23 protein-coding genes and 1 pseudogene are annotated in these 24,394 nt (G+C 69.2%); 5 read left to right on the top strand and 19 right to left on the bottom strand.

All coding sequences use genetic code 11. The features are described from left to right. Nucleotides 1-116 precede the first annotated feature (116 nt). The 3 genes from NLI01S_RS13870 to NLI01S_RS13860 all read right to left on the bottom strand — a co-directional run bounded on the left by NLI01S_RS13870 (nucleotide 117) and on the right by NLI01S_RS13860 (nucleotide 1,932). The gene (locus NLI01S_RS13870) at nucleotides 117-416 is read right to left on the bottom strand and encodes a chorismate mutase (RefSeq protein WP_067604400.1); all 300 of its coding nucleotides are present in this window, start codon (nucleotides 414-416) and stop codon (nucleotides 117-119) included. Between the two features lie 260 nt (nucleotides 417-676). Next, nucleotides 677-1,336 (bottom strand): PaaI family thioesterase, encoded by a 660-nt coding sequence (locus NLI01S_RS13865; RefSeq protein WP_067604398.1) that lies wholly within the window; start codon nucleotides 1,334-1,336, stop codon nucleotides 677-679. 152 nt (nucleotides 1,337-1,488) lie between these two features. Continuing rightward, complete coding sequence (locus NLI01S_RS13860) at nucleotides 1,489-1,932, bottom strand: GNAT family N-acetyltransferase (protein ID WP_067604396.1); 444 nt, start codon at nucleotides 1,930-1,932, stop codon at nucleotides 1,489-1,491. Nucleotides 1,933-1,994: 62 nt separating this feature from the next. Between NLI01S_RS13860 and NLI01S_RS13855 the strand changes: the two genes are divergently transcribed. The 4 genes from NLI01S_RS13855 to NLI01S_RS13840 all read left to right on the top strand — a co-directional run bounded on the left by NLI01S_RS13855 (nucleotide 1,995) and on the right by NLI01S_RS13840 (nucleotide 5,860). After that, a complete protein-coding gene (locus NLI01S_RS13855) occupies nucleotides 1,995-2,909 on the top strand; it encodes a helix-turn-helix transcriptional regulator (protein ID WP_371850614.1) in 915 nt (304 codons plus the stop codon). A 26-nt stretch (nucleotides 2,910-2,935) separates the two neighbouring features. Beyond that, entirely contained in the window at nucleotides 2,936-3,691 is a 756-nt protein-coding gene (locus NLI01S_RS13850; protein WP_067604393.1) for an AzlC family ABC transporter permease, read from the top strand. Further along, the gene (locus NLI01S_RS13845; RefSeq protein WP_067604391.1) at nucleotides 3,688-4,002 is read left to right on the top strand and encodes an AzlD domain-containing protein; all 315 of its coding nucleotides are present in this window, start codon (nucleotides 3,688-3,690) and stop codon (nucleotides 4,000-4,002) included. Before NLI01S_RS13850 ends, NLI01S_RS13845 begins: the two co-directional genes overlap by 4 nt. 175 nt (nucleotides 4,003-4,177) lie before the next feature. Continuing rightward, nucleotides 4,178-5,860 (top strand): thiamine pyrophosphate-dependent enzyme, encoded by a 1,683-nt coding sequence (locus NLI01S_RS13840; RefSeq protein ID WP_067604427.1) that lies wholly within the window; start codon nucleotides 4,178-4,180, stop codon nucleotides 5,858-5,860. A gap of 341 nt (nucleotides 5,861-6,201) precedes the next feature. Here NLI01S_RS13840 and NLI01S_RS13835 read toward each other — a convergent pair whose 3' ends face one another. The 5 genes and pseudogenes from NLI01S_RS13835 to NLI01S_RS13815 all read right to left on the bottom strand — a co-directional run bounded on the left by NLI01S_RS13835 (nucleotide 6,202) and on the right by NLI01S_RS13815 (nucleotide 8,859). Next, complete coding sequence (locus tag NLI01S_RS13835) at nucleotides 6,202-7,128, bottom strand: RluA family pseudouridine synthase (protein ID WP_067604389.1); 927 nt, start codon at nucleotides 7,126-7,128, stop codon at nucleotides 6,202-6,204. Beyond that, the gene (lspA, locus tag NLI01S_RS13830) at nucleotides 7,125-7,742 is read right to left on the bottom strand and encodes a signal peptidase II (protein WP_067604425.1); all 618 of its coding nucleotides are present in this window, start codon (nucleotides 7,740-7,742) and stop codon (nucleotides 7,125-7,127) included. Before lspA ends, NLI01S_RS13835 begins: the two co-directional genes overlap by 4 nt. Continuing rightward, a pseudogene (locus NLI01S_RS13825) lies at nucleotides 7,739-8,002 on the bottom strand (TraR/DksA family transcriptional regulator); the annotation flags it as partial. The gene lspA and the pseudogene NLI01S_RS13825, both read right to left, overlap by 4 nt. Before the next feature lie 2 nt (nucleotides 8,003-8,004). Next, nucleotides 8,005-8,553 carry a GNAT family N-acetyltransferase gene (locus NLI01S_RS13820; RefSeq protein ID WP_067604387.1) on the bottom strand — a complete coding sequence of 183 codons (549 nt, stop codon included), beginning with the start codon at nucleotides 8,551-8,553 and terminating at the stop codon, nucleotides 8,005-8,007. 45 nt (nucleotides 8,554-8,598) lie between these two features. Then, nucleotides 8,599-8,859, bottom strand: a complete 261-nt coding sequence (locus NLI01S_RS13815; RefSeq protein ID WP_067604423.1) for a hypothetical protein — start codon at nucleotides 8,857-8,859, stop codon at nucleotides 8,599-8,601. 386 nt (nucleotides 8,860-9,245) lie between these two features. Here NLI01S_RS13815 and ileS point away from each other — a divergent pair, with 386 nt between their 5' ends. Further along, on the top strand, nucleotides 9,246-12,446 hold the full coding sequence (gene ileS / locus NLI01S_RS13810; RefSeq protein ID WP_190318465.1) for an isoleucine--tRNA ligase: 3,201 nt from the start codon (nucleotides 9,246-9,248) through the stop codon (nucleotides 12,444-12,446). 54 nt (nucleotides 12,447-12,500) lie between these two features. On the opposite strand, the gene NLI01S_RS13805 is transcribed toward ileS, so the two are convergent. From NLI01S_RS13805 to ftsW, 11 genes are all read right to left on the bottom strand, one after another. Further along, a complete protein-coding gene (locus tag NLI01S_RS13805; RefSeq protein WP_067604383.1) occupies nucleotides 12,501-13,781 on the bottom strand; it encodes a hypothetical protein in 1,281 nt (426 codons plus the stop codon). 95 nt (nucleotides 13,782-13,876) lie between these two features. Further along, a complete protein-coding gene (locus tag NLI01S_RS13800; protein ID WP_067604381.1) occupies nucleotides 13,877-14,782 on the bottom strand; it encodes a DivIVA domain-containing protein in 906 nt (301 codons plus the stop codon). A 130-nt stretch (nucleotides 14,783-14,912) separates the two neighbouring features. Continuing rightward, nucleotides 14,913-15,209 (bottom strand): YggT family protein, encoded by a 297-nt coding sequence (locus NLI01S_RS13795; protein WP_067604379.1) that lies wholly within the window; start codon nucleotides 15,207-15,209, stop codon nucleotides 14,913-14,915. A 39-nt stretch (nucleotides 15,210-15,248) separates the two neighbouring features. Continuing rightward, entirely contained in the window at nucleotides 15,249-15,776 is a 528-nt protein-coding gene (locus NLI01S_RS13790; protein WP_067604377.1) for a cell division protein SepF, read from the bottom strand. 136 nt (nucleotides 15,777-15,912) lie between these two features. Next, entirely contained in the window at nucleotides 15,913-16,641 is a 729-nt protein-coding gene (locus tag NLI01S_RS13785) for a YggS family pyridoxal phosphate-dependent enzyme (RefSeq protein WP_067604375.1), read from the bottom strand. A 125-nt stretch (nucleotides 16,642-16,766) separates the two neighbouring features. After that, nucleotides 16,767-17,486, bottom strand: a complete 720-nt coding sequence (pgeF, locus tag NLI01S_RS13780; RefSeq protein WP_067604374.1) for a peptidoglycan editing factor PgeF — start codon at nucleotides 17,484-17,486, stop codon at nucleotides 16,767-16,769. 119 nt (nucleotides 17,487-17,605) lie between these two features. Continuing rightward, on the bottom strand, nucleotides 17,606-19,153 hold the full coding sequence (gene ftsZ / locus NLI01S_RS13775; protein ID WP_067604421.1) for a cell division protein FtsZ: 1,548 nt from the start codon (nucleotides 19,151-19,153) through the stop codon (nucleotides 17,606-17,608). Between the two features lie 460 nt (nucleotides 19,154-19,613). Further along, on the bottom strand, nucleotides 19,614-20,342 hold the full coding sequence (locus NLI01S_RS13770) for a cell division protein FtsQ/DivIB (protein WP_067604373.1): 729 nt from the start codon (nucleotides 20,340-20,342) through the stop codon (nucleotides 19,614-19,616). A gap of 12 nt (nucleotides 20,343-20,354) precedes the next feature. After that, nucleotides 20,355-21,809 carry a UDP-N-acetylmuramate--L-alanine ligase gene (gene murC / locus NLI01S_RS13765; protein WP_067604372.1) on the bottom strand — a complete coding sequence of 485 codons (1,455 nt, stop codon included), beginning with the start codon at nucleotides 21,807-21,809 and terminating at the stop codon, nucleotides 20,355-20,357. After that, on the bottom strand, nucleotides 21,806-22,966 hold the full coding sequence (gene murG, locus NLI01S_RS13760; protein ID WP_067604371.1) for an undecaprenyldiphospho-muramoylpentapeptide beta-N-acetylglucosaminyltransferase: 1,161 nt from the start codon (nucleotides 22,964-22,966) through the stop codon (nucleotides 21,806-21,808). The genes murC and murG overlap by 4 nt, the downstream gene beginning before the upstream one ends. Then, nucleotides 22,963-24,351 carry a putative lipid II flippase FtsW gene (gene ftsW, locus NLI01S_RS13755; RefSeq protein WP_067604370.1) on the bottom strand — a complete coding sequence of 463 codons (1,389 nt, stop codon included), beginning with the start codon at nucleotides 24,349-24,351 and terminating at the stop codon, nucleotides 22,963-22,965. Before ftsW ends, murG begins: the two co-directional genes overlap by 4 nt. Nucleotides 24,352-24,394: the final 43 nt, after the last annotated feature.

Here is a 24,394-nt window from a genome sequence, read left to right as displayed (position 1 = left end):
AGGCGCCCCCACACTGAACCAGTAGATCCTGCTCGCAGCTCCCATCGCAGCTCCCATCTCGGTGCTGAGCCCGATACCGAGAACCCGGCACTGCGAGCAAGAAGCGTCATCGTTGTTCAGCGGGCCGCCTCCTGCTGAGCGGCGTCGAGTCCGGCGCTGATGACGCTGTCCATGATGGCGGCGAGACGGTCCGCGCCGAGTCGGGGCGCGTGCTCGGCCATGCGCTCGACCAGGAGGCGCTCGCGCTCGGCGTCCCGTCCGGCGAAGTAGCCGACCGGTTTGAGCCGCTGCACCTGGGCGGCGACCAAGGCGCGGCGTTCGAGGAGATCGGCGAGTTCGGCGTCCAGCACGTCGATCCGACCGCGTAGCCGGGCGATGTGGTCGTCGTTCCTCGGTGGAATGCGATGGTCGTGCACGGTGGGTCCCTTCCTCGGTGTGTACGGGTGCGCGGTGCGGCCGTGTGTCCCCGAGGACGGGGGAATCGGGGCGTCGGCCGCCCGGAAAAGCGAAAGAGCACCGGGCGTTGCCCGAGTGCTCTGTTGCCGACGTTCCCCTGGTTCCGCCTACGTGGAAGCGGCCGACGGGTCCGTCGGCTTGCTAAACACGAAATAGCGGTGGGTCATGGGGGCGATCATACCCGCTCCGAGGTGGAGCGTGTCCATTCGGGGCCTCGACTCTATTCGGGGACCTCCACGCGAATCATGAGCGCGTTGCCCTCGGCGGTGACCTGGCCGTTGGCGCGGATCTGTCCGGCGACGTACACCTTGCGGCCCTCGACCCGGTCCACCCACGCGGTGATCTCCAGCGGGGTGAACAGCGGGGTGGGCTTGCGGTAGTCGATCTCCAGGTGCGCGGTCAGGCCGGGGCTGGTCTCGACGGCGGAGACGCTGCCCACGGCCTGGTCGAGCATGGCGGCGATCCAGCCACCGTGCACCAGGCCGGGAGGGCCCTGGTAGATCGTGTTGAGGGTGATCTCGGCGCGCAGACCCTCTTCGGTGCGCATGAGGGCGAGCTGCGGCGCGGCCGGGTTGGTGTCGCCGGCGACGATGTTGGTGATGGTACCGACCTCGGTGCTGCCATCGCCGAGCTCGCGGGTGACCATGGTGCCGATCTCGCGGCGGGCGACGTTGAGTCGTTCGGTGAGACCTTCGACGGTGGCGGCGGTCTCGGCGAGGGTGTCGGTGTCGACCTCGGTGTTGGCGACGGCGTCGATGAGGTCGTGCACACGGGAGACCAGGGAGCGCAGTTCGGCGGGGATCTCGGTCCCTTGGACCAGGGGAAGTCCGAAGGACCGGGGGTCGGACGTCTCGGTGGCCGGCTGCGTGTTGACCGTCATGTGTTCCTCGTCGATGTTCGGTTCGTGGGCCTTGGCCCAGGGGTCAGGGCCGGCTCAACGTCAAAACCGAATCCTACTCGGCAGTATTCCAAAACAGCCTGGCACCTCGGTGCGCTCCCCGTCACACGCAGCGGAGACAGGGGCCACCGCCGTCACGTTCTGGACAGCTCGTACTCCATGTGCCGGTGCGGAATCCCCGCGTCGAGGAATTCCGGGCCGTGGGCGACATAGCCCAGCCGTTCGTAGAAGCCGAGCGCGTGGGTCTGCGCGTGCAACTCGATCCTCTTCAGTCCCATCTCCCCGGCCAGGTCCCCGACCGCGCGAACCAGGGCCGCACCGACCCCCTTGCCGCGCCCCTCCGGCAGGACCGCCATACGTCCCAGCAGTCCCACGCCCGCGCCCTGGTCCACCAACCTGACCGTGCCCACCGGCACGTCGCCCTCCTTGGCCAGGAGGAACTCGGCGGTGGTGTCGCGCTCGTCCCACTCCTCGGCGATGGGCACCCGCTGTTCGGCGACGAACACCGCGCCCCTGATGACGAAGACGGCCGCGCGGTCCCGGTCCCCTCGCACTCGGAGAATCTGTGGTTTGTCCATGAGCGCAGACTAACGGAGCCCTCCCCCGCCGGTGTCCGCTGCCCACGCCCTAACCTGGGGGTATGGGCATGCCGAGCGAGGTCCATCCCACCGTCGAGGATCCGCGCGTGGAACGAGCACGGTACTGGCGCTTTTCAGGGCTGCCCGGAACCGAACTCCTGACCGCCCGGTTCGTCACCACGTCCTTCACCCGGCACACCCATCCCACCTACACGATCGGGATGATCACCGACGGGATCGAGGAGTACACCCACCCGCGCGGTCGCGCCCGGGTCGGCCCGGGCGGGTTGGCCGTGGTCACCCCCGGCGAGGTGCACACCGGGCACGCCGGCGTCCCCGAGGGATGGGGGTACCGGGTGTTCTACCCCACCCCCGAGGTGGTCGAGGAGATCGGCCGTGAACTGGGAATGCGGGGCACGCCCGGCTTCCGCGAATCGGGGATCGACGCCCCGGAGGTGTCCCACGTCCTGGTCGCGGCCCACATCGCCGCCGAACGCGGGGATCGACTGACCTCCTCCGCTCTGGCCCGACGGGGACTGGCGATGCTGCTGCGTTCGCACGGCCGCGAACGGATCCCGGACGCCGCGGAACGGACCGCGCGCCCCGAGGTGACGCTGGCCCGCGACGTTCTGGCGCGGGACCTGACCGCCCCTCCGACCCTGGAGGAACTGGCCGCCCACGTGGGTCTGGGACCCTTCGCCCTCAACCGGGCCTTCCGGGCCCGCTACGGGCTGCCGCCGCACGCGTACCTGAACCAACTGCGGGTGGACCGGGCACGAGCCCTGCTCCTTGAGGGGAGAAGGGTCGGGGAGGTCGCCACAGAGGTGGGCTTCGCCGACCAGCCCCACCTGACCCGACACTTCCGCCGGCACCTGGGAGTGCCGCCCGGTGCCTACCGGCGCGACCTGGGCGACCGGCCCCGCGAGACGGGTGACGGACCTCATCACGCAGAACGCAAGAACGTTCAAGACCGGTGACACGAAGCCGCCTAACGTGGGCGAATGTGAGTATCCTGTCGCAACTGCGCTCCCCTGCCGTCCGGGACGGCCTGGGCATCGGTGTCGCCGTGGGCGCCGCCGGCCTGGCCTTCGGTACGGCCGCGGTGGCCGCGGGGTTGTCCCCCGCCCAGTCCGTGTTCCTCAGCCTGTTCATGTTCACCGGCGCCTCCCAGTTCGCCCTGGTGGGGGTGATCGCCGGTGGTGGGAACCTCGTCGCGGGCGCGCTCGGCGCCCTGCTTCTGGGCGCCCGTAACACCCTGTACGGGTTGCGGTTGACCGAAGTGCTGGGGTGGCGGGGCACCAAGCGGGCGCTGGCCGCCCACGGGGTGATCGACGAGACCACGGCGATGGCCCTCGCCCAACCGGACCGCGAGTCGGCCCGGCTCGCCTTCGTGTCGACCTACGCGGTGCTGGGGTCGTTCTGGGTCGCCTTCACCCTGTTGGGCGCACTGGCCACCGAGCGGGTGAGCGACATCGACGCGTTCGGGCTGGACGCGGTGGGTCCGGCGATCTTCCTGGGACTGTTGTGGCCCCGCTTGCGCGAGGATGGTGGACGCACCCGACTGATCGCCCTGTTGGGCGCGGGCGTGGCACTGGCCACGACCCCGATCCTGCCGCCCGGGGTGCCGGTGCTGCTGGCCGCCTCGGCCGGGCTGATCGCACTGTTCGGCCCGGAGCCGCGGGTTCCCGGTCCGGTCGACGAGAGCACCGATGACGGGAACGGCCCCACGTCGGACCGGAACGAGGAGGTGGGGTCATGACCCTGTGGATCGCGTTGATCGGCACTGCTGCGGGCTGCTACCTGCTCAAGTACGCGGGCATGGCCGCGCCCCGAAGGCTCCTGGACAATCCATGGCTGCGGCGGTTCGCGATCGCCGTTCCGGTGGCGCTGCTGGCCGCGCTCATCGCGGTGGAGGCGCTGCGCGGTGAGGGCCAGGCCCTGGCCTGGGACACCGCCCGCATGGCGGGGGTGGGAGCGGCGGTACTGGCTCTGGTCCTCCGAGCGCCCTTCCTTGTCGTGGTGATCGCCGCGGCCGCCACCACGGCCGCCCTGCGCGCCCTGGGTTTGTGAGCGTCGGGTCGGTCAACGGGTTCGAGGGGGCTTGTGGGGAGTTGTCCACAGGCCGCGAAGCCCACCCTTGACCGGCCCTGGGCCGCCTGCGAGAGTCGGCCGCATGCTCTCGGGACACACCCTGGTTCCGAGCGCGCCTTGAGAGGACCTTGCGACGATGGAAGGACCCGCCTCCATGGCCTGTGCCGCACAACGGCCCCTACCCCCCGACGACACCGCCGCGCACGCGGCCGTGGAGGTCCTGGCCACAGCCGGGATCAGACGCTGTTACACCGTCCCGGGTGAGAGCTTCCTCGAACTCGCCGACGCCATCGACCGCCACCCCGAGATGACGCTGGTCTCCACCCGGCACGAGGGCGGAGCCGCCTTCATGGCCGAGGCCGACGCCAAGCTCACCGGGGTCCCGGCGGTCGCCGCAGCCACCCGCGGCCCGGGCGCGGCCAACCTGGCGGTGGGTGTGCACACCGCGATGCAGGACTCCACCCCGATGATCGTGTTCCTGGGTCAGGCCGAGACCGAGCGGCTGGGGCGCGAGGCCTTCCAAGAGGTGGACCTGACCGCCTTCTACGCGCCGATCACCAAGTGGTCCACCACCGTGCATCGGGCCGACCGATTGCCGGAGATCACCGCACGGGCGATCCGGATCGCCACCACCGGACGGCCGGGCCCGGTCGCGATCGCGGTGCCGGGCGATCTGTTCGGGCAACGGTTGGGTGAGCGTCCGGTACCGGAACCGTTCACGGTGCCCCGACCTGCGCTGGACACGGCCGATCGAGACCGGCTGGCGTCCTGGCTGACCCGGGCGGTGCGGCCGGTGATCATCGCAGGTGGTGGCGCGCGCGGCGCGCGCGAGGACCTGGTGCGGGTGGCCGAGCGCTACAGCGCCGGGGTGTACGCGGCCTGGCGGCGTCAGGACGTGTTCCCCAACGACCATCCCCTGTACCTGGGACACCTGGGATTGGGGGCGCCAAGTGCGGTCCTGGGCGCGCTCGCCGACGCCGACGCGGTCCTGGTGGTCGGCTGTCGGATGAGTGAGACCACCACGCAGGGATACCTGCTGCCGGAGTCCGACGGGCGGACCCGGGTGGCGCAGATCGACGTCGAGCCCGCACAGGTGGGCGCGACCTGCCCCGTGTGGCTGGGTGCGGTCGCCGACGCCGGCAAGGCCCTGTCCGGCCTGGCCCAAGCACCGGGGCAAACGCCCTACCGGGACTGGAGCGCCGCCCGACGGTTGTGGGTGGAGAGCTCGACCCCGCCCAGGGAGATCACCGAGCACCAGGGGGAGCGCATGCACCCGTGGTCGGTGGTGGCCGGGATGCGCCAGACCCTGCCCGAGGACACCCTCCTCACCAACGACGCGGGCAACTTCGCGTCCTTCCTGCACCGCGGCTGGTGGTTTCGGCAGCCACGGACCCAGCTCGCCCCCACCAGTGGTGCCATGGGGTACGCCGTCCCCGCGGCGGTGGCGGCCAAAATCGCCGATCCCGAACGCACGGTGGTGGCCGTGGCCGGCGACGGTGGGGCCCTGATGACCGGTCAGGAACTGGAGACCGCGGTGCGCATGCGCGCCGCCGTGACCGTGGTGGTGTTCCAGAACGGGCTGTACGGCACGATCGCGATGCACCAGGCGCGTGAGCTGGGTCGACTGGCCGGGACGGAGATCAGTGGCCCCCTGGACCTGGCCGGTTACGCCCGCGCCCTGGGAGCACGAGGCGCCACCGTGCACACCCGGGAGGAGTTGGAGAAGGCCCTGACCGAGGCGGTCACCGCCGACCTGCCGACCCTGGTGGACGTGCGTACCGACCCGGAGGTCATCAGTCCGACCAGCACCATGTCGGACCTGCTCGGGCCTGGGTGATCGGACCGGTACCGAGGGGTCCGACCCACGGATCCCCTTCCCGGTGATCCCCGTTCGTGGGGCGGTGGTCCGTTCACCCCGGTCCGCCGCCCCGATCGGCCTCCCTCACCCCCGCGCCGAACCCACCGGCCCCGAGACCGGGGAGGGACACTGGTCGGTGAGGGGACGACGGCTTCGCGCAGGGCGCGGACGACCACGCCGACGAACGCCTCCTCGGCCGATCCCGTGGACGTGCGGCCTCGTTCCTGAGCCTCGGGCCCCGCTCACCGAGCACGCCCCTACGGGCGAAGGGGATCCATGGCCGCCTCAAGGGCCGACCACGTAGTGGGTTCCCTGGTCCGTCAGTCCTCGCGGAGCTTCTCGACCGCTGCGGACAGGTCGTCCGGGTAGGGGCTGGAGAACTCCACCGGGCGGTGCTCGGTGGGGTGGTCGAACCCCAGTCGGACCGCGTGCAGCCACTGACGGCGCACTCCCAGCCTCTCGGCCAGGGTCGGGTCGGCGCCGTAGAGCATGTCACCGACGCAGGGATGACGCAGCGCGGACATGTGCACCCGGATCTGGTGGGTGCGCCCGGTCTCCAGCTTGATCTCCAAAAGGCTGGCGGCCCGGAAGGCCTCCTGGGTGTCGTAGTGGGTCACCGAGGGACGTCCGCCCGCGACCACGGCCCAACGGCCGTCCCCGGCGGGGTGCCGGTCGATCGGGGCGTCGACGGTGCCGCGCAACGGGTCCGGGTGCCCCTGGACCAGCGTGTGGTAGCGCTTGTCGACGGTGCGTTCCTTGAACGCCCGCTTGAGCACGCTGTAGGCGGTCTCGCTCTTGGCGACCACCATCAGCCCGGTGGTGTTGGCGTCCAGCCGGTGCACGATGCCCTGGCGTTCGGCCGCGCCGCTGGTGGCCAGCTGCACGCCGGAGGCCAACAGACCCTCCAGGACGCTGGGACCGGTCCAGCCGACGGTGGGGTGGGCGACCACGCCGACCGGCTTGTCGACCACGATGATGTCGGTGTCCTCGTGCACGATCTTCATGCCGGGGACGGGGTCGGCGCGCGGCACCGGGGCGGTGGGCGGCGGCGGAAGGGTGACCTCCAGCCAGGCTCCGGCCTGGACGCGGTCGGACTTGCCGGCCTCGGCGCCGTCCAGCAGGACACCACCGTCACCGATCAGCTCGGCTGCCCGGGTACGGGACAGACCGAACATCCGCGCGATGGCGGAGTCGAGTCGGTCGCCCTCCAGGCCATCGGGGACCGGCAGGCTCCTGATGTCGCTCATTCGCCCTTCTTCTCCTCACCGTCGGCGTCCGGGTTCTCCGTGTTCGCCTCGGTCTTGGCCTTGTCTTCGTCGGCGACCATCGTCCCGTCCAGGTTCAGGCCCTTGAAGGTCAGCGCGACCACCAGGCAGGCCCCGACCACCACACAGGAGTCGGCGATGTTGAACACCGGCCAGTTCGGCAGTCGGATGAAGTCGACGACGGCGCCGTGCAGGGGCGCCGGGTCACGGAAGAACCGGTCGACGAGGTTGCCCGCCGCGCCACCCATCATCAGGCCGAGCGTGACGCCCCACCACAGGCTGCGTACACGCCATCCGATGTAGCCGATGCCGAGCACGACGACGCTGGCGATGATGGTGAACAACCAGGTGTATCCGGTGCCCAGGGAGAAGGCGGCACCGGTGTTGAACACCAGGGTGAATTGCAGGAAGTCGCCGATCACGTCGACGCTCTCGCCGGGTCGGAAGGTCGCGAGCGCCCATTCCTTGGTGGCGAGGTCGACGACGATCGCTACGAGCGCGACCAACAGCAGGAATGGATACCTGCGTGGACGGGCCCTCGTGTTGTCGTCGGTCGTGGTCGTGTTGCTGTCCCCAGGGGGCTCTACCTCAGTCAGCGACGCTCCTCGCGCTGTTCGCAGGTGACGCACAGGGTGGCCCTGGGGAAGACCTGAAGGCGTGCCTTCCCGATGGTCTGACCGCATGACTCACAGACCCCGTAGGTTCCCGCGTCCATCCGTTCGATCGCCCGTTCGCCCTCGGCGAGCAGGTCACGAGTATTGTAGTCCAATACCAGGTCGTGTTCGCGTTGGAAGGCCTTCGCACCGATGTCGGCGGGATCGTCCCCGGCCCCCTCGACGGGGCCCTGGAGCCGCTCGCCTACCCCGGCAGAGGTCCGATCGAACGCCGGTAGAGCGAGACCGGACGCGTGATCGTGCCGCCCAGCAGTCCCTCCTCGATCTCGACGCCGGTGTCCTGCCAGCCCCGTGACTCGTAGAAACGGCGGGCCCTGGAATTGGCGGAGAGCACCCACAGGACGGCCTCGCCGAACGGCCCCCGTGTCATGGCGGAGTGCACCGCCTCGGCGAGCCCACGGTTGACTCCGCTCCCCCACACCTCGGGTACGGAGTAGAAGGTCCCCAGGTCCACCACACGACGTTCGGTGCCCTCCGGCGCCTCGGGGTCGTCCGCGGGGGCGAACCCGGCGAAGGCCACCACGGCGCCCTCGCGCTCGGCGACCAGGACGCCCGCGCCCGGGCCGGTGAACTCCCCGATCAGCCGGTCGGCCCAGATCCTCGTCAGGCGTTCATCGTTCAGACTCGCCAGGGCGTCGTCCGGGACGATCCCTCGGTAGGCGGCCCGCCAGGAGCGAATGTGCACGTCGGCGATGGCGGCCGCGTCCTCGACCACGCCGCTGCGAATCGTCATGACAGGTATCCTCGGGCACGAGGATCTGCCGCGAGGCGAGGGAACTCACTCAACGGTGGCGAACCCGCCGTAGTCCTCGGCGAGCAGCGCCAGGTGTGGTTCGTCGAAGACCGCCGGTCCCCCGTGCGGGCCGACGAGCACCTCGATCACCCAGTCCACGTCCTCGGCGTCGTCCTCGCCCGCGAGCATGTCCCGGTGCACCCGGCAGGGCTCGTATCCCTGTTCCAGAAGCTGCTCGGCCAACTCCTCCGCGTCCTCACGATCCGACAGGGTCACCAGCACCGCGCCCCGTGTGCGCTCCACCATCGCCGCGCCCTCCCACATATTCAGCGGTACGCCTTGCCGTACTGCGTTATCCTGAGTTCCGTGTCGATGGGGACGAGTAGCGTTGGCCCCGACCGGACAGGCACAGCCTAGAGGCGGTGCGGCTGTCCGAGCGACCCGGGGACGGTGCGAGCCCGGGGGTACGACCAGCGCGAAGATCACCCCGGAGCAGCCGGAAGAACGGGCGTCCCACCCCTTGGACGAGCGGTGGAGCACGCCCCAGTAGAACCGGCGCGAACCCAATGAAGTGGGATCCGTCACCGAACCGCCCGGCGGCCACGGTCACGGTTCCAAGGAGGGTGGTACCGCGGGGCACGACAAGCCTCGTCCCTCCGTCAGGAACATCCCTGATGGAGAAAGGTACGACGGTGACCGACGACCCCCGGCCCGAATCCCGCGCGCTGCCACAGTTGCCCGCTCAGATCGACCTGCCCACGACGGAGCGCGAGATCCTCGGCCGCTGGTCGAAGGAGAACGTCTTCCAGCGCTCCCTCGACCAGACCCGCGGCAAGGAGAACTGGGTCTTCTACGAAGGCCCTCCCACCGCCAACGGCCAGCCCGGCGTCCACCACGTCGAGGCGCGCGCCTTCAAGGACGTCTTCCCACGCTTTCGCACCATGCGCGGCTACCACGTCGACCGCAAGGCCGGCTGGGACTGCCACGGCCTGCCCGTCGAGGTCGCCGTGGAGAAGGAACTGGGCCTGAGCGGCAAGAAGGACATCGAAGAGTTCGGCATCGCCGAGTTCAACGACCGCTGCCGCGAGTCCGTCCTGCGCAACGTCGACGCGTTCACCGCCATGACCGAGCGCATGGGCTACTGGGTGAACATGGACGACGCCTACCGCACCATGGATCCGCAGTACGTGGAGTCCGTGTGGTGGGCGCTCAAGCAGATCTGGGACAAGGGCCTACTGGTCCGCGACTACCGGATCAGCCCCTACTGCCCGCGCTGCGGTACGACGCTGTCCGACCACGAGCTCGCCCAGGGGTACGAGACCGTCACCGACCCGTCGGTGTTCGTGCGCTTCCCGGTCACCTCCGGCCCGCTCGCCTCGCCCGAACACCCCACCTCGATGCTGGTGTGGACGACCACCCCCTGGACCCTGGTGTCCAACACCGCGGTGGCCGTGCACCCCGAGGTGAGGTACGTGGTGGCCACCAACGGCGACGAGCGACTCGTGGTCGCCGAACCGCTGTTCGAGAAGGTCCTCGGCGAGGGCTGGGAACTCACCGGCGAGAGCTTCGAGGGCGACGAGATGGAGCGCTGGACCTACCAGCGTCCCTTCGAGCTCGTTCCGTTCGAGGAGACCGCGCACTTCGTGGTGCTCGCCGACTACGTCACCGTCGAGGACGGTACCGGTCTGGTCCACCAGTCGCCCGCCTTCGGTGCCGACGACATGGTGGTGTGCCGCGCCTACGATCTGCCCGTGGTCAACCCGGTACGCCCCGACGGCACCTTCGATGCGGAACTTCCGCTGGTGGGCGGCGCCTTCTTCAAGGAGGCCGACAAGACCCTGGTGGCCGACCTCAGGGACCGAGGGCTGCTCTTCCGGCACAAGGACTACGAACACTCCTACCCGCACTGCTGGCGCTGCCACACCGCGCTCCTCTACTACGCCGTTCCCTCCTGGTACATCCGCACCACCCGGGTCAAGGACGAACTGCTCGCGCAGAACGACGTGACCAACTGGGTGCCGGAGAACGTCAAGGAAGGCCGCTTCGGCGAGTGGCTGCGCGGCAACGTCGACTGGGCGCTGTCCCGTAACCGCTACTGGGGCACTCCACTGCCGATCTGGGAGTTCCCCGACGGCCGCCAGATCTGCGTGGGTTCCCTGGAGGAGCTGAGTGAGCTCAGCGGTCAGGACCTGTCCAACCTGGACCCGCACCGCCCCTACGTCGACGACGTCGTCATCCCCGACCCCGACGCCGACCCGTCCCTGCCCGAGGACCAACGGGTCGCCCGCCGCGTCCCCGAGGTCATCGACGCCTGGTTCGACTCCGGTTCCATGCCGTTCGCCCAGTGGGGCGCCCCCCACCAGAACAGGGAGACCTTCGAGGCCAACTTCCCGGCCCAGTACATCTCCGAGGCCATCGACCAGACCCGCGGCTGGTTCTACTCGCTGCTGGCGGTCAGCACCCTGGTGTTCGGCCGCAACTCGTTCGAGAACGTGGTCGTGCTCGGCCACATCCTCGCCGAGGACGGCCGCAAGATGAGCAAGCACCTGGGCAACGTCATGGAGCCCATCCCGGTGATGGACCGGCACGGCGCCGACGCGCTGCGCTGGTTCATGCTGGCCAGTGGTTCACCGTGGAACGCCCGCAGGGTGGGCCACGCCGCCCTGGAGGAGATCGTCCGCAAGGTGCTGCTGACCTACTACAGCACAGCGTCGTTCTTCACCCTGTACGCCAACACCGGCACCGGCTGGGACCACTCCCGGCTGGCCGAGGCTCCCGCGCCGCAGGACCGTCCGTTGCTGGACCGGTGGCTGCTGTCGGAGCTCAACGAGGTCGTCCGCGACGTCACCCGGTCGATGAACGACTTCGACACCACCGGCGCGGGTCGTCGCCTGACCGCGTTCGTCGACGACGTGTCCAACTGGTACGTGCGCCGTTCCCGCCGCCGGTTCTGGGGCGGGGCCGACACCCCCGAGGGCGCGGCGGCGTTCGCGACGCTGTTCGAGGCGTTGGAGACCGTCACGCTGTTGATGGCCCCGATCGTGCCGTTCCTGACCGACCACGTGTGGACGACGCTGCGCCGACCCGACGCGGCCGACTCGGTACATCTGGCCTCCTGGCCGGAGGTGAACACCGACCTGATCGACCCGGAGCTGTCCCGTCGGATGGCGCTGGTCCGCCGACTGGTGGAGCTGGGGCGTTCGGCCCGGGTGGACTCGGCGGTGCGTACCCGTCAGCCGCTGCCCCGCGCCCTGGTGGGCGCCTCGGGCTTCGCGGACCTGCCGGAGCAGCTGCGCGACCAGGTCTCCGACGAACTCAACGTGGTCGGCCTGGACTCGCTGTCCTCGGTCGGCGGCGACCTGGTCGACTACGTGGTCAAGCCGAACTTCCGGGCCTTGGGCAAGCGGTTCGCCAAGCGCACGCCACTGGTCGCCAAGGCCATTCAGGCGGCCGACCCGGCGGCGCTGGTCGAGCAGGTGCGTTCCAGCGGCTGGACCCAGGTCACGGTCGAGGACGAGCCGGTCGACGTGAGCGCCGACGAGGTCCTGGTGACCGAGCAGCCCCGCGAGGGCTGGGCGGTGGCGACCGAGGCCGGTGAGACCGTGGCCCTGGACCTGGAGTTGACGCCCGAGCTGCGCCGCGCCGGTTTGGCGCGTGAGATGGTCCGGATGCTGCAGGAGGCCCGTAAGGGCGGTGGGCTGGCCGTGTCCGACCGGATCCACGTGTGGTGGACCACCGAGGACGAGACGGTCCGTCAGACCCTGTCCGAGCACGGACGGACGATCGCCGGTGAGGTGCTGGCCGACGCCTTCGTGGCCGGCGTGGGCGAGGACGTCCCACACTCCACTTCTTCGGAGGAGTTCGGCGTGACCTTCGCCTTCCGCAAGGTCTGATCGAAGAGCCGAAGGGCGCCGCTCCACAAGGGGAACGGCGCCCTTCGTGTGTGCTCAGCTCGTGTGGGAGGGATCCTTGGGACGTTCCTCCGCCTCGTCCAGGCCGTTCTCGTCGTCCCGGTGGTCCCCGTCGTCCTTGGCGTCCTTGGCGTCCTTGGCGTCCTGGGTAGCCTCGGCGTCCTCTGGGTCGGACTCGTCGAAGATCGCCGCGTAGGTGAGCGCCGGATGCTCCTCCGGCTCCGAGTCGCCTTGATCCTGCGCGGAGCCCTCTTCACTCTCGGCTTCGTCGGTCTCGACGTCCTCGTCGACCGCTGCGGGCTCCTCGGAGGGCTCTTCGTCGCCGGTCTCGTCCTGAGCGTCCTGAGCGTCCTGGGCGTCCTGGGCGTCCTCGATCGGCTCGTCCGTCGCGGGATCCGCCACCGAGGCGTCGTCGTCCGCCTCGAGGGTCCGGTCGCGGTCGGTCTGGGGGGCGTCGTCCTCCGGCTCGGCGGTGTCCTCGGCTTCGAGTTCCTCGGTTTCCGGGGCCACTTCGACCTCGGACTCGTCCTCGTCGCTCTGTACCCACACGGCGGCTGCGGCGTCTTCGTCGGGGTCGGTGCCGTTCTCGACCTCGGGTTCCGGGTCGAGGTCGGTGAACACCGCGCCGGCACCGATGGTCTCCTCGGTGGCCTCGGGCTCTTCCGTGTCGAGGGCATCGGGCGTCGCGTACGACTCGATGTCGGAGTCGGTCTCGCTCATGTCGTCGGCCGACTCGAAGGTCTCATGGGGTTCCGCCAGGTGCGCGTCGCTCCGCGAGGGTTCGACTTCCTCGTCCACCGGCTCGGTGGTCTCGACGGTTTCGTCCTCGGTCGCGGAGGCGGCGAGGTCGCGCTCGGGGACACGGTAGGCGAACGCGGAGACAGGGGTCTCGACGGGTTCGTCCTGAGGAGGCGGGGTCTGGGCCGCCTGGACCGGCTCGGGCCAATCACCCTTGGTGGGTGTCTCCCACCGGGGAACATCGAACTCCGGTTCCTCCTGGGGTTCATCGCCCCAGGGCCCTGCCTCCGGAACAGGGGTGCCCCGCACCGACTCCTCAGCCGGTGCGGGTACGCGCCCGGATCGCTCCGACTCCCAGGTGGGGCCCGGCGCCGCGGCGGGGGCCGCGAGGACGGACGACTTCCCCAAACCGTCCGTCCGTGCCGTGTCCCTTCCGTCCGCGCCGAACCTGCCTTGGAGCAGAGCGCCCAGTAGGAGGAGGACACTCAGTGCGCCGAGTCCCAGAGCGATGTACACCAGGGCGGTCTCAGCGAACACCAGTGCGGCCGCGATGACGGCGATGGCCGCCAGCACCGCCACGGTAGCGAGGATGCTAAGGATCACGGGTCGACCAGGGCCTTTACACGTGTTGAGCCGGAGTCTTCAGTTGTTCGGAGTCACATGCCGCTGAAGGGTCAGCGACGCTCGTGCGGGGCCTCGCCGGGGTGGAAACCGCCGTGGGGGGCCGGCTCGGGGTGACCGAACGGGTTGCCGCCGGGGCCACCGTGCTGCTGCATGGCGGGGGCGCCACCGGTTTGAGGGGCCATCGTCTGGAAGCCACCCGTGGTGTTCGGGTTGAGCTCCGCCGACTTGGCCTTCTCCTCCTCGCTCTTCAGCTCGTTGAGCTGACGCTCGAAGTAGTCCTTCAGACGGCTACGGTACTCGCGCTCGAAGTCCTTGAGCACGTTGACCTTGTGCTCGAGCTCCTCGCGCTGCTGGACCAGGCTGCCCATGACCTGACGGTGGCGCTCCTGGGCGTCACGGTCGAGGTTCTCGGAGCGGGCGCGGGCCTCACCGATGATCTGGTCGGCCTGACGGCGCGCCTTGCCGAGGATGTCCTCGGACTCGTTGCGCGCGCGACCGAGCGTCTCGTCGGCCTCGCGGCGGGCATCGCTGATCGCCTGGTCGGCGGTCTGCTGGGCCAGGGCCAGAACACGGGCGGCCGTGTCCATGTTCTCCTCGCCGCCCATGGCCAGGTTGGCACCGGTCATGGCCATCTGGGGCTGCTGCGGCGCGGGCGGCTGGGGCTGCTGCTCGATGGGCGCCTGGGCCTGGACGGGCTCCGGACGCATCTGCTCCATCTGCTGCTGAGCCTCGGGCTGCTCCTGGGGCTGCTGGAAGTCCTGCATTCCGGCGTTGGGGACCTTGCCCCGCAGGCACTCGGCGAGCTTGCCGCGCAGTTCCTCGTTCTCCTGGATCAGTCGGTCCAGCTCTGACTCGACCTCATCGAGAAAGGCGTCGACCTCTTCTTCGTCGTACCCGGGCCGTAGCCGGGTGGTACTGAACTGCTTGTTCCGCACATCGGCGGGTGTCAGCGGCATGTTCGTCTCCTTGGCGCGCTTGGAGTCTGTCCGTAGGGACGCTACCTGATCGTGACCTTACGGCAATCCAGATCATGACCAAGACCACAAATCGGAATCCGGGGTTACTTTTCCACCCCTGCCGTCCTCATCACAGGCTCGCCGCCATCCCCGCCAGGAAACTCTGAAGGATGATGATGGCGAAGAACAGGATCAACACACTCAGGTCGAGTGCGATGCTGCCCAGCCTCACCGGCTTGATGAACCTACGGAGGAACTTCAGTGGTGGGTCGGTGATCGTGTACACGATCTCAGCGAGCACGAGAACGAACCCGCTGGGTCGCCAGTCCCTGGAAAAAGACTGCACCATCTCCAGTACCACCCTCGCTATCAGCACGAAGACAAACAGCTGAAGGAGGAGGGACAGCACTGATAGGAGGATACTCACGGTCGTTCCCCGACCCAATCTCTGGACAAATGTGACGGTCTAGCTCTGATTGAAGAACCCTCGCTCGGCGATCCGCGCCTTGTCTTCGGCGGTCACCTCGACGTTGGCCGGGGACAGCAGGAACACCTTATTGGTCACGCGTTCGATACTGCCATGGAGACCGAAGATCAGACCAGCCGCGAAGTCGACGAGACGCTTGGCGTCACTGTCGACCATCTCGGTCAGGTTCATGATCACCGGTGTACCTTCCCGGAAGTGCTCTCCGATCGTACGCGCCTCGTTGTACGTGCGCGGGTGGAGCGTGGTGATTCGTGCGAGGTCGGCGGTCGAGGCCGTCGTGGTGGTGCCACCGCGTCGTTCACCCGTTCCCAGGTAGTCGCCGGTGTCCATCACGGCATCGCCTCGTGTTTCCTCGCCGGCGGGAGAGTCCGCGTCGCGGTCACGCTGGTCCTCCACAACCTCGTCGAATTCATCGAACTCATCATATTCGTCCGCATAACGGTGATCGTAACGGTCGTCCTCCACGAGACCGAGGTAGACCGCCATCTTGCGCATCGCGCCGGCCATCTCTCACCCTCCGTCGTTCCCGCGGCCTCGACCGCAGCCGACTCCTCCGTCTACACCCGTCCTGGCCCCACGGTCGCGGGGCGGGCACCCATTCGGGCGAACACCACAGACAGGCCCCAAGGTCTATGTGGGGACATTACCCCACGTTCGTGCCTCGGGCGCCGAGCAACGCCGCACCGATCCGCAGGTGTGTCGCACCCCTTTCGATGGCGACTTCCAGGTCCCCGCTCATCCCCGCGGAGACCGCCGTCGCCCGAGGGTAACGGTCCCTGATCCCCATCGCCACCTCGTGAAGACGGGCGAAGGCGGTGTCCGGATCCCCGCCCAGGGGTGCGACGGCCATCACACCTCCGAGTTCGAGCGCCTCGTGTTCGGCGATGGCGTCGGCGAGGGCCGGAGCGTCAGCCGGGTCGACACCGCCGCGCGGTCCCAGCACGCCCGCTCGGGCGTCGTCGTCGAGGTCCACCTGGACCAGGCAGGTCAGACGGCGACCGGCGGCCGTCGCCCGCTCACCGAGGGCCCGGGCCAGCTTGGCCCGATCCACCGAGTGGACGATATCGGCGTAGGAGGCCACCGATCTGGCCTTGTTGGTCTGCAACTGCCCGACGAAATGCCAGGTCAGGTCGAGATCGGCGGTCTCGGCGGCCTTGGGTGCGGCCTCTTGGTCCCGGTTCTCGCCGACGTCGGTGACGCCCAAGGACGCGAGTGCTCGCACGTCGCTCGCGGGATGGGTCTTGGTCACCGCCACCAGGGACACCTCGGAGGGGTCACGGTCCGCCTTCTCACAGGCCGACTCGATTCTGGCCCGCACTTCCTGAAGGTTGGCGCGGATCTGCTCGGTGCGCGCGGGGTCGGTGTGTGGCACGTCTGTTCCTTCTGTTCCCTGCTGTGGTGACTGGGTTCTGTGTGGTGTCCGCCGCGCCGATTCGATCCATGCGGGATCGGCCGATTCCGGCGACGCGGGTTCGGTGACCGCGAGGGTCGTGCGGGTCAGGCCCGCCAGATGAAGGAGGCGAACCGGCCGGTGGGGGCGTCGCGGCGGTGGGAGAACAGTTCGGGGCTCTCCAGGGTGCAACGGCCGTCGGAGGTGATGTTGTCCACTCCCGCGCGGCACAGCTGGGCGGTGACGGCCGCGAGCATGTCCACCCCGGTGGTGCCCTGTCGGGTGGTGGAGGCCGCCTCCGGTGTACGTTCGGCGGTCCGGGCCTGAAGCTCCGGCGGCACCTCGTAACAGCTTCCACAGATCGTGGGCCCGAGGAAGACGGTGATGTGGTCGGTTCGGGCGCCTTGGGCGACCATGGCCCCGATCAGGTTCACGGCGATCGCCTGGGCCGTACCGAGTCGGCCGGAGTGCGCGGCGGCAAGGACGCCCGCGTCGGCGTCGGCGGCCAGAACGGGTAGGCAGTCGGCGGCCATGGAGGCCAGGACCAGATCGGAACGGGTCGTGACCACCCCGTCGCAGGTACCCACCCCACCGGGTTCGGTGGCCACGAGCACGTCGGCGCTGTGCACCTGGTTCATCCACACCGTCCGATCGATGTCGAAGCCCAGGTCCTGGGCGGCGCTCCTTCTGTTGGCGAGAACCGCCTCACGGGAGTCGCCCGTGCCGAGGCCGAGGTTGAGCGAGTCGAACGGTGGAACGCTGACCCCGCCCTTGCGTTCGGTGACGGCGGCGCGTACACCGTTCCCCAGGTCGATGACGTTGCCCATCGGTGTGTCCGTGGTCCTTCCCTCGGCCCCACCGGCGGCCGGGAGGTCCCGACCCCGGGGGCGGCGACGGCCCCGCCACAAGGGTCGGGGCCGCTGACACGTCGATGGTATCCGGTGGCCTACTTGAGGAACTCCGGCACGTCCAGGTCGTCGGGGTCGTCGAAGATGACCCGACGACGAGGCGTGGGAACGTCGCCGCGCCGCTCGGAGGCGTCCGAGACGGCGTGGATGGGACCGGACTGGACTTCGGGCTCCGGCTCCGGTTCGGGCGCCGGAGGCTCCTCGGTCGGAACCGGCTGCGCCGTCGGTGCCGCTGTGGGCTCCGGGGCGATGGGCGCGGCCGGGGCCTCCTCGTAGGAGACCCGGTGACCGTTGTCCTGGTAGGACTCCATGCCCCGGTAGGAGTCGGCGCTCTGTCGGGGCTCCGGCTCGGGACTCGAGGACACCGGCGGGGTCTGCGCGTACCGGGGCTCGGGACGTGCGGGCTCCGGGCTCGTCCAGGAGTGGGCGGACTCGTTGGTCCAGGGCGCCTCGGGCTCCGGCGCGGCCGGTCGGGACGGGGCCGCCCACGGCATGTTGGTGGCCGACGCCCCGCTCGCGCCCTCGGCGGACGGAGCGGCCACGGCGGGCTCCTCCCTGCCGGACGTGATGCCTGCCGTGGGGGCGACGGCCTCAGGAGGGTCCACCGGCTGACGCTCCCGCGTCGCCGGCACGATGACCTCTGGTTCATCGAAGCCCGCAGCTATGACGGTGACCCTCACCTCATCGCCCAGGGCGTCGTCGATGACCGCGCCGAAGATGATGTTGGCCTCTGGCGCCGCCGAGTTGGCGACCAGTTGGGCGGCCTCGTTGATCTCGAAGAGTCCGAGGTCGGAGCCGCCCTGGATGGACAGCAGGACCCCGTGCGCCCCGTCGATACTGGCTTCCAGCAATGGTGAGGAGATCGCCAGTTCGGCCGCTGCCACGGCCCTGTCGTCCCCTCTCGCCGATCCGATCCCCATCAACGCCGACCCCGCCCCGGACATCACCGACTTGACGTCGGCGAAGTCGAGGTTGATCAGTCCCGGCGTGGTGATCAGGTCCGTGATGCCCTGGACACCGGAGAGCAGGACCTGGTCGGCCGCCTTGAACGCGTCGAGGACGCTGACCTGACGATCGGAGATGGACAGGAGGCGGTCGTTCGGGATGACGATGAGGGTGTCGACCTCCTCGCGGAGCATCGCTATCCCGGATTCGGCCTGGGTCGCGCGCCGCTTGCCCTCGAAACCGAAGGGGCGGGTGACCACGCCGATGGTCAGGGCTCCCAGGGAGCGGGCGATGTTGGCGACGACCGGGGCTCCTCCCGTGCCCGTGCCACCGCCTTCGCCGGCCGTGACGAAGACCATGTCGGCCCCCTTGAGGACCTCCTCGATCTCCTCACGATGATCCTCCGCGGCCTTGCGGCCGACGTCGGGGTTGGCTCCCGCTCCCAAGCCGCGGGTGAGCTCACGGCCGACGTCGAGCTTGACGTCCGCGTCGCTCATCAGCAGCGCTTGGGCGTCGGTATTGATCGCGATGAACTCAACGCCCTTGAGCCCCTCTTCGATCATTCGGTTGACGGCGTTGACACCGCCGCCGCCGATGCCGACGACTTTGATGACCGCGAGGTAGTTCTGCGGTGCTGCCACGACGAGGGGCCTTTCCGCTCGCATGAGCCGTTCCGTCTTCGCGTCCGCGAGATGGTCCCGCGGGTGCGCCGGCGGTCCGGCATCCGGTTCTACTGAGTGCGTTTCGGGTTCACCCACCTCCCGGTTCGCACGGACCGTCGGCGGGGACCCCGGGTCACCGGTACCGTTCCTCGTGCCTGTGGCCTCGAACGAACGGTTCCTGCGTATCCCGAAAAGCGTGTTTTACTACGTTGTTGATGGTGGTTGTGCTTCCCGACAGTAAGCGGACCGTCGGGTGCGGGCAACCGATGACGGCTTCAGCCTAACCGCGTATAACACGAGGAAGCGAAGTGCGTACTCGGCGCGTCGCGTCTGGAATGTCCTTCCGGAGTGCCGTTTCGCGGCGGTGCGGACCCGATTGTCCCGGGAACGGCGCCTTGCCCCGACTCCACCCGGACCAGAACACCCCTTGGTATTCCCTTCACCTGACCATGGCCAGGTCTGGCGTACCGACGTCGTAGACACGCCCCTCGACGGTGGGATGTTCACGCATCAGCACCCTCAGGATCTCGCTCTTGTCCGCGGTGTGCTCGGCGTCGCCCCACTCCACCAGGGAGCCGTCCCCCAACTCGATCTCGATCGCGTCGGGGTCCTTGGCGTCGATGAGCTGGATTCGGGCCACGAAGGAGTCAGGGGCCTCCCGCACGATGTCCGCGGCGGCCCGGACCGCCTCGTTCCCCTCGACCTCCCCGGAGACCGACACCAGTGGATGCGTGCCGGGCCGGCTCGTCGAGTCCTCGATGCGCACACCGTCGCCGTCCACCAACCGGTACTCCTCCCCCACCGCGATCGCGAGCAGGGGCCGACGTTCGACGATCTCCACCCTCAAGGTGGCGGGCCACCCCCTGCTGACGGTGGCGGACTCCACCAGGTCGAGTCCTTCGACGCGGTCACGGCCGGCGTCCAGGTCCACCCTTATCAGCGGGGTACCGGTGTTCACCGAGACCGCGGCCTCGACCTCGGCGGCGGAGATCCGGTCCGTGCCGGTGACCGCGACGTCGCGGACCACCAACAACCGGGATCCGAGGAGCAACCACACCACGGCGCAGACCAGGGCGACGATCAAGAGGACCGCGAAGGTCACCTTCCAGGGATCCGAACTCCCCCGACGTGCCGTCGCAGCGTTCTTCCCGGCCTGGTCGGCGCCCACGTGTGTACCCCTTTAGTCGTGTCCGTTGTCCTCTGCCCGCTCCGACAGGGCCGCGACGACGCGCGGACCCAGCTCGGTGACGTCCCCCGCCCCCATGGTCAGGACGATGTCCCCGGGACGGGCGAGTTCGACCACCGTACGCACCGCATCCTCTCGACCGGGCACGTAACGCACCCTTTCGTGGGAGACCTTGGAGGTGATGAGTTCACCGGTCACCCCGGGTTCGGGATCCTCCCTCGCGGCGAAGACCTCCATCACCACGACCTCGTCGGCCAGGCTCAGCGCGGCCGCGAACTCCTCGGCGAAGATCCGGGTCCGGCTGTACAGGTGCGGTTGGAAGAGGGCCACCACCCGGCCGAGGGGGACGTCGTCCTCCGTGTCCTCGGAGAAGGACTCCAACGCGGCGCGGGTGGCACGCAGGTCGGCGTCGATCTCGGTGGGGTGATGGGCGTAGCTGTCGTAGACGCCCACCCCGTCGCCCTGGCCCTTGAGCTCGAAGCGGCGGGCCGCTCCGGCGAAGTCGGCGATCCCCTCCACCGCCACGTCCAGGTCGTGCCCGAGTTGGTCGGCCACGGCCACCGCGGCGGCCGCGTTGAGGACGTTGTGCAGCCCCGGGACGGCGACCGTGCCGTCGATCGGGTCGCCCCCGACGGTCTGGAGGGTGAACTCGGTGGTGAAGCCACGGGCGCGGATCCGGGTGATCCGGTAGTCGGCGTCGGCCGCCTCACCATAGGTCAGCACCCGCTTGCCGCGCTCTCGGGCCAGCTCGGCGACCTTGCGGGCACCGGGGTCGTCGACACCCACGATGAGGGTGCGCTCGACGCGGTCCACAAAGTTCGCGAAGTTGTCGTGGATCTCGTCGAGACCGCTGTAGTTGTCCAGGTGATCGGCCTCGACGTTGGTGACCACGGCGATCTTGGGCGAGAGCATCAGGAAGGAGCCGTCGCTCTCGTCGGCCTCCACCGCGATGGCGTCACCGATCCCCGCGTCGGCGCCCAGACCCGTGGTGACCAGCTTGCCGCCGATCACGTAGCCGGGTTCGGCGCCCAGGTGCTGCAGGACCACGGTGACCATGGAGGTCGTGGTGGTCTTGCCGTGGGTGCCGGAGACGGCGATGCCCTCACGGTTCAGCAGCAGGGCTCCCAGGGCCGCGGCCCGGGGCAGGATCCGGATGCCGCGGCGGCGCGCCTCGACCAGTTCGGGGTTGTCCTCGCGGATCGCGGAGGAGACCACCAGGGTCTCGGCGGGGCCGAGGTTCTCAGCGGCGTGTCCCACGTGGACACGCGCCCCCATCTGTTCGAGTTCGCGCAGCGTGTCACTGTCGCGGGTGTCACTGCCCGAGACCTCGACCCCGGACTGCAGCAGCACACGGGCGATACCGGACATGCCGGCTCCTCCGAGGCCGATGAAGTGGGTGCGTCCCAGCTTGTCGACGGGGACCGGTTCGGTCTGCCGGACCAGGCTCATCTCGCGTCCTTACCGTCGTCGTAGTAGACCTCGTCGCCCTCGTCCTCGGGCAACGGCATCTCCGGGGTGGGTTTGTCACCGCGCGCGATCGCCATGACCTCGCGGGCCAGCTCCATGTCGGCGTCGCGGCGGCCCATGCGGGCGGCCGCCTCCGACATCGCCACGACCCGGTCGGTGTCGGTGAGCAGCGGGATGAGCTGCTGGACGATCCAGTCGGGCGACAGGGCGGCGTTGTCGATCGTGATGCCGCCGCCCGCCTTGACGATGGGCTCGGCGTTCAGGGACTGTTCGCCGTTGCCGATGGCCAGCGGGACGAACGCGCCCGGCAGGCCGACGGCGGTGAGTTCGGCGCAGGTCAGCGCACCGGAACGGCACATGGCCACGTCCGCGGCGGCGTAGGCCATGTCCATGCGGTCGACGTAGGGAACGGCGACGTAGGGAATGCCGTCCTGGGTGAGGTCCTGGGGTTCGTCGGCGTTCTTGGGGCCGACGACGTGCAGAACCTGCACACCGGCGTCACGGAAGGCGTCGCGGGCGGCGAAGGCGGCCTCGTTGACGCGCTGGGCGCCCTGGGAGCCGCCGAAGATCAACAGGGTGGGCAGGTCGGGACGCAGACCGAAGTAGGTGCGCGCCCTGTCGCCCATGGCCAGACGGTCCAAGGAGGTGACCTGCTTGCGCAACGGGATGCCGATGAAGCGCCCGTTGCGTATCTGGGCGTGGGGGTGCCCGGTGAAGACGTGCGGGGTGAGCCGCGCGCCGAGCCGGTTGGCCAGGCCGGGCAGCGGGTTGGCCTCGTGCACGATGATGGGCATCTTGCGACGACGGGCCGCGAGGTATCCGGGAGTGGCGACGTAACCGCCGAAACCGACCAGGACGTCGGCCTGGATCCGGTCGAGCTGTTCGCCCGCGGCGCTGAGGGCGCCGGCGAGTTTGCCCGGCACGGTGAGCAACTGTGGGGTGAGCCTGCGTGGTAGGGGGACCGCGGGGATCAGGCCCAATTCGTAACCGCGCATGGGGACGAGTCGGGTCTCCAGACCACGCTCGGTTCCCAGGCAGAGGATCTCGGTGTTCGGGTCGATGCGCCGCAGCGCGTCCGCAAGTGAGAGTGCGGGCTCGATGTGCCCGGCCGTGCCGCCTCCGGCGAGGGCTACCCTCATCGTCGTCGATTCCTCCTTGGCCGGTCACCCGCCGGGACCGGGCCGCTCTGGTTCTTGGCCGTTGTCTTGGTGTCGCGCTTGCGCGTCGGGCGAGGGGTGCTCGGCGCGGACGTGCGCTTGGAAGTCGTGCCTCCGGCCCGATTCTGGACGGAAGCGACGAAGTTCTCCAGGCCAAGCCAGCTTAGAGCCCTTTGGAGCCAACCGGGACCGCGAGCCGCCAGCACCTTCTGCGCTTGGGGCTCGTTACGGGCGAGCGCGAGCAGCACACCGAGGGCGAGCATCGTGGGGATCAGCGCCGAACCGCCGTAGGAGACCAGAGGCAGCGGGATACCGGTGACCGGGACCAGGCCGATGACGGCGGCGATGTTGATCATGGACTGGCCGATGATCCAGGCCGAGATGGCGAAGGCGGCCAGGCGCGAGAAGGGGTCCTTGACTCGGAAGGCGACCCGCAGTCCGGCGTAGCCGAGCATGCCGAGCAGGCAGAGCACGAGGATGGTGCCGATGAGACCGAACTCCTCGCCGATGATGGCGAAGATGAAGTCGGACTCGGCGAAGGGCAGGAACCCCCACTTCTCACGGCTGGCGCCGATACCGACCCCGAAGATGCCTCCGGTGCCCAGCGCGTACAGGCCGTGCAGGGACTGGAAGCCCGATCCGGAGGGGTCGGCCCCCGGGTCGAGGAAGGCGGTGATGCGGGTCATCCGGAACGGCTCGATCGCGATGACGATCGCGGCCAGGCCCAGGACCAGTCCGAACATCGCGACGAACAGCTTGCCCGGAGCCCCTACGACCCACAGCAGGGCGAGGAAGACCAGCAGCAGCACCAGGGTCGTGGACAGGTCCGATCCGATCAAGACCAGCAGGGTGAGCAGACCACAGCCGGGCACCAGCGGGATCAACAGCTGTCGCCACTCGGTGAGCTCCTTGAGTTCCTCCTTGCGGGCCAGGATGTTGGCGCCCCACAAGGCGAAGGCGAGCTTGGCGGGTTCGGAGGGCTGGATGACCAGGCCGCCGATCTCCAGCCAGCGCATCGCTCCGTTGACCTCGGTGCCCTGGAAGGCGGTGAGCAGCAGCAGCGCCACCGACACGATCATGGCCGGGTAGCCGACCATCCGAAAGATCCACAGCGGCATCTGGGAGGCCAGCAGCATGAGGGGAAGACCGATCGCCGCCGACACCAACTGACGTTGGAAGACGGAGAAGGCCGATCCGGTCTCGGTGATGGAGTTGACCATCGTCGAGGACAGGACCATCACCAGCCCCAGGGCGATGAGCATCATCCCGGTACTGAGGATCAGGTAGTAGGAGGTGAGCGGCCGGTTCAAGGACCTGGCCCACTCACGCCAAAGCGCACGCTCGCGCCCAGCTTTCGTCTCCGCCATCCACACACCCTCCGCACGCTCGGCGCCTCAATAGTGGCGTACC

Origin of the sequence: Nocardiopsis listeri NBRC 13360, assembly GCF_001570765.1 — a bacterium.
Taxonomy (GTDB): domain Bacteria; phylum Actinomycetota; class Actinomycetes; order Streptosporangiales; family Streptosporangiaceae; genus Nocardiopsis; species Nocardiopsis listeri.
This window is presented reverse-complemented; position numbering and strand designations above follow the sequence as displayed.